Here is a 7,654-nt window from a genome sequence, read left to right on the forward strand (position 1 = left end):
GNNCCGGTCGCATAATGCAAAAAGCCCGGCGCTACAGCTACGGGCTCAGTCCAGACTCACTATGGAGGCACTGTGAAAGCATTGCAAGGCGTTGAAGGTCATGTGGAGTGGTTGGAAGAGCCCAGTCCTACCTGCGATGTAGGACAAGTTCGTATTCGNGTGGCGGCGGCNGGCCTTAATCGCGCCGATTTGTTACAGCGCGCGGGGCTCTATCCGCCCCCTCCGGGAGCCAGTCAGGTACTGGGTCTTGAGTGTTCAGGGGTGATCAGCGAGGTCGGCCCGGGCTCGTCCTGGCAGGTCGGCGATCGGGTCTGCGCCTTGCTGGCCGGGGGCGGGATGGCCGAGGAGGTAGTTGTCGACGGACGGCATGTGCTCCCGGTCCCCGAAGGTTTGTCCCTGGCCGAGGCGGCAGCGTTGCCGGAAGTGTACGCGACCGTCTGGCTGAATTTGTTTCAACTGGCTTCGCTCAAACCGGGTGAGAAAGTTCTTTTGCACGCCGGAGCAAGTGGAATCGGTTCAGCGGCCATTCAGCTATGTAAAGCCTTTGGCAACCCGTGCTGGGTCACCGTCGGTTCTGCCGAGCGTCTGGCTTATTGCGAAGCGCTGGGTGCGCAGGGAGGTGTGGTGCGCTCGGGCGACCTGGACAGCCTGCGTGACCTGGGGCCGTTCGATGTGATTCTCGACCCGGTGGGCGGCAATTACGCCGCACTGAACCTGAANCTGCTGGCCCTGGATGGTCGTTGGGTGTTGATTGGCTTGATGGGCGGTCGTGAAGCGAACCTGGATCTGGCGCAGGTTCTGGCCAAGCGCGTGCAACTGCTGGGCTCGACCTTGCGCAGCCGCGATGAGCAGTTCAAGGCGGATTTGTTCAGTGATTTGAGCCAGCAGGTGTGGCCGTTGTTTGCTGAAGGGCGGTTGAGTCCGCAGTTGGCGAAGACCTACCCGATCAAGGACGCCGAAGCGGCGTTTGCGGAGTTGGCGAGTAATAAGGTGGCGGGGAAGCTGGTGTTGATCATCGACCCAAGCCTGACCTGATCCCCGGCTNAANCCACGCTCCCACAGGTACGGCGTAATTCTTGAGAGAGCGGTTACTTCCAGATATGGATCGGCCAACCGGCCTTTTCCGCATGCTCAAGCAGCACCGGATCCGGATTCACCACGTGTGGAAAATCCACCTTCAACAGCAGCGGTAGATCGTTACGCGAGTCGGAATAGAAACTCGCGCCTTCCAGGTTTTCCTCTTCCGCGTCCAGCCACTCCAGCAACCGGACGATCTTGCCTTCGCGGTAGGTCAGGGTGCCGACGGTGTGGCCGCTGTAAACGCCGTGCGCCACTTCCAGTTCGATACCGAGAATCTCGTCGATGCCCAAACGATCGGCAATCGGTCTGACCAGGTGCGTGCCCGACGCCGAGATCACCAGAATCCGGTCTCCGGCCTTGCGATGGGCCGCAATCGCTTTGGTGGCGTCACTGAAGATGATCGGCTCGATGAAGTCTTCCACCCAGGGCCCGACCAGATGGTCGATCTCTTCCGGCGTGCGCCCGATCATCGGCTCCAGGCTGAAGTCCATGAAGTCCTCCATCAACAGCTTGCCCTGGCTGTAGGCGTCCATCAGTTCGTTGTTCTTGCGCATGAACGACTCAGGGTCGACCCAGCCCAGGCGACCCATCTGCTCGCTCCACAGCGTGGCGCAGTCGCCGTGGATCAAGGTGTCGTCCAGATCAAAAATTGCCAGGGCCATCAGTGCAGTTCTCTCTTCGACATCAACAAAGGCATCAGGCTACCTCACACAGGGCAGTCNTCAAAAATTGCCAGGGCCATCAGTGCAGTTCTCTCTTCGACATCAACAAAGGCATCAGGCTACCTCACACAGGGCAGTCGGATCGATGGAAAGTGCCAGGCGCTGCCCATCCGGGTGCAGGTCGTCGGCGGAACGGTTGAGCACGTCGACCACCAACTCCACGCCGCGCGCTTCAACGCGGTAGCGAATCACGTTGCCCAGCAGGCTGTGGCTGCGCACCAGCGCGTCCAGCTCGCCGCTGCGGCTCAGTTCGATGGCTTCCGGGCGAATCGCGATGCGCCCGCTGATCGGGCGTTGCAGCAATTGGCTGGCCTTGTCGGCGTCGAGCAGGTTGTAGTTGCCGATAAACCCGGCGGCGAATACATCCACCGGCGCAGTGTAGAGGGTCTCGGCATCGCCGCTCTGCACAATCTTGCCCTGGTTCATCAGGAAGATGCGGTCCGACATGGTCAGGGCTTCTTCCTGGTCATGGGTCACGAAGATCGTGGTCAGCCCGAGTTCACGCTGGATCTGACGGATCTGTTCGCGCAAGTGCTTGCGAATCCGCGCGTCGAGGGCCGACAGCGGTTCGTCCAGCAACAACAGCCGCGGACGGGTAACTAATGATCGGGCGAGGGCCACGCGCTGGCACTGGCCGCCCGACAATTGATGCGGATAACGGGCGGCGAAGTCATTGAGCTCCACCAGTTTCAGTACTTCCTGCACACGCTTGTGGCTGTCGTCGGCGTTGACCTTTTGCATGCGCAGGCCGAAGGCGACGTTCTGTTCCACGGTCATGTTGGGGAACAGCGCATAGCTCTGGAACACCATGCCGATATGCCGTTTCTGTGGGCTCATCGGCACCAGATCGACGCCCTCCAGCAGAATCTTGCCGCCATCCACCGACGTCAGGCCGGCGATGCAACGCAACAGCGTGGACTTGCCGCAACCGGACGGGCCGAGGAGGGTGACGAACTCGCCCTTGGCGATCTCGCAGTTGATGTCGCTGAACACCGGGGTGCCGGCGTAGCCTTTTTGCAGGTGTTGGACGCTGACGAAGCTCATTGGCTTTTGTCCTTGTTCAAGATATTGGCGGCCCAGGTCAGCACCAGCACAAAGAAGAAATAGGAAATGACGATGGCACTGGTGAAGTGGCCGCTGCTGTTACGCATGTTGTTGAGGTAGACCTGCAAGGTTTCGTAGCGGGTGCCGACCAGGATATTGGCAAACACGAATTCACCGAACAGGAACGAGAACGACAGCAGCAGCGCCACCATCAGGCCTTTGCGCAGGTTTGGCAGCACCACCAGGATCGCCGCCTGCCAGGTGCTGGCACCGAGCAGTTGCGAGGCGTCCATCAGGTCGCGCAGGTTGATCGCTTGAAGGTTGTTGGTGATCGCGCGGTACATGAACGGTAGAGCCACGGTGAAGTAGCAGCCGATCAGAATCCACGGCGTGCCCACCATTGCAAATGGCCCGGAGCCATACAATTGCAGCAAGCCCACAGATGACACCACCGGCGGCACCGCGAAGGGCAGCAGGATCAAAATGTTCATCAGCGCGTCGAGTTTGGGGAAGTGGTAATGCACCACGAACAGCAGCGGCAAAATCAGCACCACCGACAGGATCAGTGCGCCCACGCACACCAGCAGCGACTGGCCGAAGGCATTTAGGAAGCGCGGATCGCTCCACAGCTGGATGTACCACTTGAAGGTAAAGCCGCTGGGCAGAATGGTCGCCGACCAGCTGCTGGCGATCGAGTAGATCAACGTCCCGGCCAGCGGCAACAACAGAATGGCAAACAGCACGTACACCACCACCCGGTGATAGACACCGACGGGGCCCAGTTCAGCGCGAGACATGGTAGCTCCTCTTCAACAGCAGCTGATGCACGATGGTCACCAGGGTCATCAACGCCACGAGCACCACGGCCAGGGCGCTGGCCAGGTTCGGATCCAGGGAAATGTCGCCGGACACCATCGCCGCGATGCGAATCGGCAGCACGTTGAAGTTGCCGGTGGTCAGCGCGTACACCGTGGCATAGGCGCCAAGGGCGTTGGCCAGCAGGATCACGAAGGTGCCGAGCAGGGCAGGGGTGAGCACCGGCAGACCAATGTGCCGCCAGAACTGCCAGCCGTTGGCGCCGAGCAGCGAGGCCGACTCCCGCCAGTCTTCACGCAACGCATCGAAGGCGGGGTAAAGCAGCAGCACGCCCAGTGGAATCTGGAAGTAGGTATAGAGAATGATCAGCCCGGTCTTGGAGTACAGGTTGAAGTCCTGAATGATCCCGGCCTGCTTGAGCATGATGGTGATGCTGCCGTTGAAACCCAGCAGGATGATGAACGCGAAGGCCAGGGGCACGCCGGCAAAGTTGCTGGTCATGTTGGCGAAGGCGTTGACGAAGTTACGCAGTTTCGAGTCGACCCGGCGCAGGGAATAGGCGCCGAGCACCGCGATGATGATGCCGAATACGCTGGACCAGAAACTGATTTCGAGGCTGTACTGGATCGCCTGCAAATAGAACTTCGAACTGAAGATCCTGGTGAAGTTGGCCAGGCCCCAGCCGAACTCCTCCGATTGCAGGCTGTTGATCATCACCCACACCAGCGGGGCGATTTCAAACACGATAAAGAACAGNGCAAAAGGCACCAGACACAATGCTGCCAGCCATTTACCACGGGTCATGGCGTTCACTTGAGCAGCTCCCGGCAGACAGGTTTGTCGTGGGCCACGCCCAGCAGTTCGCAGACCGTGCCACAGATGTCCGTCTGTTTTGGCGCGGCGCGGGTGTTGAAGCTGAAGGCATCGCCCAGGACAAACAGCGGTACTTCGCGTTCTTCCGGCAGCAGGCCGTTGTGGGAGCGATCGTTGTTCATGCCGTGGTCCGCAGTCACCAACACCTGGTAACCGGCATCGAGCCAGCCTTGCAGGTAGTCGGCGAGGATGATATCGGCCGAGCGCGCGCTGTTGCGGTATTGCGGCGTATCGAGGCCATGCTTGTGCCCGGCGTCGTCAATGTTCATCGGGTGTACCACCAGGAAATTCGGCGCGTGTTTGCGGCGCAGGCTTTCGGCGTCGGCGAACAGGTGTGAATCCGGGTAGTGGTCATTCCAGTAGAAATGTCCGTGCTGGATCGCCAGGTCGGGGCTGTCGGTGTGACGATCCCGTGCGGCCACGAACGGCGTGCGGTTATACAACTCGCTGAGCCAGTGATAAGCCGCCGCCGCTGTAGTGAGACCTGCGTCGGTGGCGTAATGGAAAATGCTGCGCTGGTTGGACAGGCGCGAGACATTGTTGTGGACGATGCCGCTGTCGATCGGTGGCACGCCGGTGAGGATGCATTCATACAACGGCCGGGACAGAGCCGGCAGTTCGCACTCCAGTTTGTAGAGTGCCGCGCGTCCTGCGCCGACGTAAGCCTGCAGGTGCCCCAAGGCGTGGCGCGCGACCTCAAAGTTGAGGCCGTCGAGCACGACAAGGATGACGTTGTGCTTCATAGGGGCAAAACTCCGCGAAACATTGGATATCGTGAAAACCTGTAGGAGCGAGGCTTGCCCGCGAAGAGGGATTTGCATTCAACAATGATGTTGGCTGACCGTCCGCCATCGCGAGCAAGCATTTGCATTCAACAATGATGTTGGCTGACCGTCCGCCATCGCGAGCAAGCTTCGCTCCTACAGATGAAGCATTACTTCATTTCGACGAGGACTTCTTCGTTCCACTTCTGCGGCAAAGCCTTGGAAGTCTTTTCCCACGCATCCGCGTCTTTGATCGGCGTGACCTTTTTGTACTGCTCGTTAGGCAGCAGCTTGGCCTGGACGTCGGCAGGCAAGGTCAGGTGCTCGGCACGGATCGGACGGGCGTTGCCGCGCGCCAGGTTGGTCTGGCCGGCGTCGCTGAAGATGTATTCACGGGTCAGCTTGGCGGCGTTCGGGTGCTTGGCGTATTTGTTGATGATGGTGGTGTAGCCGGAAATCACCGAGCCGTCCGATGGGATCAGCACGACGTAGTCATCCGGGTTGGCCATCTTGGCTTTATAGCTCAAGCCGTTGAAGTCCCAGACCACACCCACTTCCACTTCGCCTTTTTCCATGGTGGCGATGGTCGGGTTGGCCAGTGACAGGCGGCCTTGCTTGGCGATATCTGCGAACAGCAACAGCGCTGGCTGCAGGTTCTTCTCATCGCCACCGTTGGCCAGTGCCGCGGCCAGTACACCGTTGGCGGCTTGTGCAGCGGTGCTCACGTCACCGATGGAAACCTTGTATTTGCCGGTCTTCAGGTCAGCCCAGCTTTTTGGGGCTTCGGAGCCGTGCAGCAGCTTTTTGTTGACGATAAAGGCGATGGTGCCGGTGTAGGCCAGGGCCCAATTGCCGTCTTTATCTTTCGCCCAATCCGGGACTTGCGCCCAGGTGCTCGGCTTGTACGGCTGCGCAACGCCCTGTTTCACCGCGATCGGGCCGAAGGCCGCGCCGACGTCACCGATATCGGCGCTGGCGTTGTCTTTTTCGGCGGCGAACTTGGCGATTTCCTGGGCCGAGCTCATGTCGGTATCGATGTGCTTGAGGCCATAGGTCTTGGCCAGGTCTTCCCAGGTGCCTTTCCAGTTGGCCCAGTCATCGGGCATGCCGACGCTGTTGACGGCGCCTTCCGCTTTCGCGGCGGCTTCCAGCGTTTTCAGATCGGTATCAGCGGCCATGGCGGCGGTGCACATGGCAATGGTCGAGCCTAACAGTGATGCCAGGAAAAGCTTTTTCATCCGAAGCTCCTTTGGGCGTTTTCAACGCTGCGATTGCGGTTGTGTTGGTCTAGGTCAGCAATACCTGAGCCAATTTAGGCGCCGCTGATGACATTTTGATGTCGACGATCGGTCGGCCTACATTTTTCGAGCGGTAATGCTCAGGCTTGCGAGTAAGCGTAGACCATGGCTAAAGGGCTGATACGAAAGGACTTGGCCGTGAATTTGCAGGTGTCTGGCGCAACCGTTCGGCGGCTTTGTCATCTGCCAGTCACACGCAGTGCCTAGGCTTGCAGGAAGTTGATGGAGCCGGTTTGAATCACGGTTCTGCCCCGAAACAGTGCTGGTCTAGTCCAGATAGGTAACGTTGATGCGCATCGAGACAACCAAAGCGGTGACAGCCATCGGGCAGGTTCTGCAAGAACAGCTCGACCACGGCCTGTTGGCGCCCGGGAGCAAACTGCCGGCCGAGCGCAAGCTCAGCGAGTTGTTTGGTACCACTCGAATTACTGTGCGGGAAGCCTTGTTACAACTGGAGGCCCAAGGGCAGATTTATCGCGAGGAACGCCGCGGGTGGTTTGTTTCGCCGCCACGGCTGGCTTACAACCTGATGCAACGCAGCCACTTTCACGCGATGGTCAGCGACCAGGGGCGGGTGGCGTCGACCGAGGTGATTTCTGCGCGCCTGCAACCGGCGTCGGCGGCGGTGTGTGCATGGCTGCAATTGCCGGCGCTGTCGAGTGTGATCCAGATTTGCCGGGGCCGAAGGATTGATGGGCGCCTGGTGTTGTATGTGGAGCACTACCTGAACCCGCAGTATTTTCCGGGGATTCTGGAATGCGACCTGAACCAGTCGATCACCGAGCTGTACGCCAGGCATTACGACCTGCATTACGGGCGGGTGCGGTTCGAGATCGTACCGACGGCGTTGTCGGTGGATGCGGCGGCTGCGTTACGGGTGTCGGTGGGGAGCCCGGGGTTGCGGATTGCACGGGTGAACTATGACCAGCATCAGCGGTTGATCGACTGCGACCTGGAGTTTTGGCGGCATGATGCGATTCATGTCGGCGTCGATGTGGTTTGACAGTCGGGTGCCGGGCTGGCTGACCATCAGCCGATGCACCGCGAGCTTAATGTG

At 59.8% G+C, this 7,654-nt stretch carries 8 protein-coding genes; 2 read left to right on the top strand and 6 right to left on the bottom strand.

Translation table 11 applies throughout. The annotated features are described in order from the left end of the window. Positions 1 to 72: 72 nt before the first annotated feature. Positions 73 to 1,035, top strand: coding sequence for a zinc-binding dehydrogenase (locus B7L09_RS26620; protein ID WP_094471362.1), 963 nt, complete (start codon positions 73 to 75; stop codon positions 1,033 to 1,035). Between the two features lie 53 nt (positions 1,036 to 1,088). Here B7L09_RS26620 and B7L09_RS26625 read toward each other — a convergent pair whose 3' ends face one another. The 6 genes from B7L09_RS26625 to B7L09_RS26650 all read right to left on the bottom strand — a co-directional run bounded on the left by B7L09_RS26625 (position 1,089) and on the right by B7L09_RS26650 (position 6,537). Then, positions 1,089 to 1,742, bottom strand: a complete 654-nt coding sequence (locus B7L09_RS26625) for an HAD family hydrolase (RefSeq protein ID WP_094471363.1) — start codon at positions 1,740 to 1,742, stop codon at positions 1,089 to 1,091. 114 nt (positions 1,743 to 1,856) lie between these two features. Next, positions 1,857 to 2,846, bottom strand: coding sequence for an ABC transporter ATP-binding protein (locus tag B7L09_RS26630; protein ID WP_094471364.1), 990 nt, complete (start codon positions 2,844 to 2,846; stop codon positions 1,857 to 1,859). After that, complete coding sequence (locus B7L09_RS26635; RefSeq protein WP_094471365.1) at positions 2,843 to 3,643, bottom strand: ABC transporter permease; 801 nt, start codon at positions 3,641 to 3,643, stop codon at positions 2,843 to 2,845. Before B7L09_RS26635 ends, B7L09_RS26630 begins: the two co-directional genes overlap by 4 nt. Beyond that, positions 3,630 to 4,466, bottom strand: coding sequence for an ABC transporter permease (locus B7L09_RS26640; protein WP_176457776.1), 837 nt, complete (start codon positions 4,464 to 4,466; stop codon positions 3,630 to 3,632). Before B7L09_RS26640 ends, B7L09_RS26635 begins: the two co-directional genes overlap by 14 nt. 5 nt (positions 4,467 to 4,471) lie before the next feature. Further along, positions 4,472 to 5,278: an alkaline phosphatase family protein gene (locus B7L09_RS26645; RefSeq protein WP_094471367.1), complete on the bottom strand. Its 807-nt coding sequence runs from the start codon at positions 5,276 to 5,278 to the stop codon at positions 4,472 to 4,474. A 191-nt stretch (positions 5,279 to 5,469) separates the two neighbouring features. Continuing rightward, positions 5,470 to 6,537 carry an ABC transporter substrate-binding protein gene (locus tag B7L09_RS26650; RefSeq protein WP_094471368.1) on the bottom strand — a complete coding sequence of 356 codons (1,068 nt, stop codon included), beginning with the start codon at positions 6,535 to 6,537 and terminating at the stop codon, positions 5,470 to 5,472. Positions 6,538 to 6,886: 349 nt separating this feature from the next. Between B7L09_RS26650 and B7L09_RS26655 the strand changes: the two genes are divergently transcribed. Then, positions 6,887 to 7,600, top strand: coding sequence for a UTRA domain-containing protein (locus B7L09_RS26655; RefSeq protein ID WP_094471369.1), 714 nt, complete (start codon positions 6,887 to 6,889; stop codon positions 7,598 to 7,600). Positions 7,601 to 7,654 lie beyond the last annotated feature (54 nt).

Source organism: Pseudomonas mandelii, assembly GCF_002251635.1.
Lineage (GTDB): Bacteria > Pseudomonadota > Gammaproteobacteria > Pseudomonadales > Pseudomonadaceae > Aquipseudomonas > Aquipseudomonas mandelii_B.

Excerpts from the sequence above, each read along its gene's own strand:
- B7L09_RS26635 (WP_094471365.1), bottom strand. The coding sequence starts at position 3,643 with ATGTCTCGCGCTGAACTGGGCCCCGTCGGTGTCTATCACCGGGTGGTG.
- B7L09_RS26645 (WP_094471367.1), bottom strand. The coding sequence starts at position 5,278 with ATGAAGCACAACGTCATCCTTGTCGTGCTCGACGGCCTCAACTTTGAG.
- B7L09_RS26625 (WP_094471363.1), bottom strand. The coding sequence starts at position 1,742 with ATGGCCCTGGCAATTTTTGATCTGGACGACACCTTGATCCACGGCGAC.
- B7L09_RS26630 (WP_094471364.1), bottom strand. The coding sequence starts at position 2,846 with ATGAGCTTCGTCAGCGTCCAACACCTGCAAAAAGGCTACGCCGGCACC.
- B7L09_RS26655 (WP_094471369.1), top strand. The coding sequence starts at position 6,887 with ATGCGCATCGAGACAACCAAAGCGGTGACAGCCATCGGGCAGGTTCTG.
- B7L09_RS26650 (WP_094471368.1), bottom strand. The coding sequence starts at position 6,537 with ATGAAAAAGCTTTTCCTGGCATCACTGTTAGGCTCGACCATTGCCATG.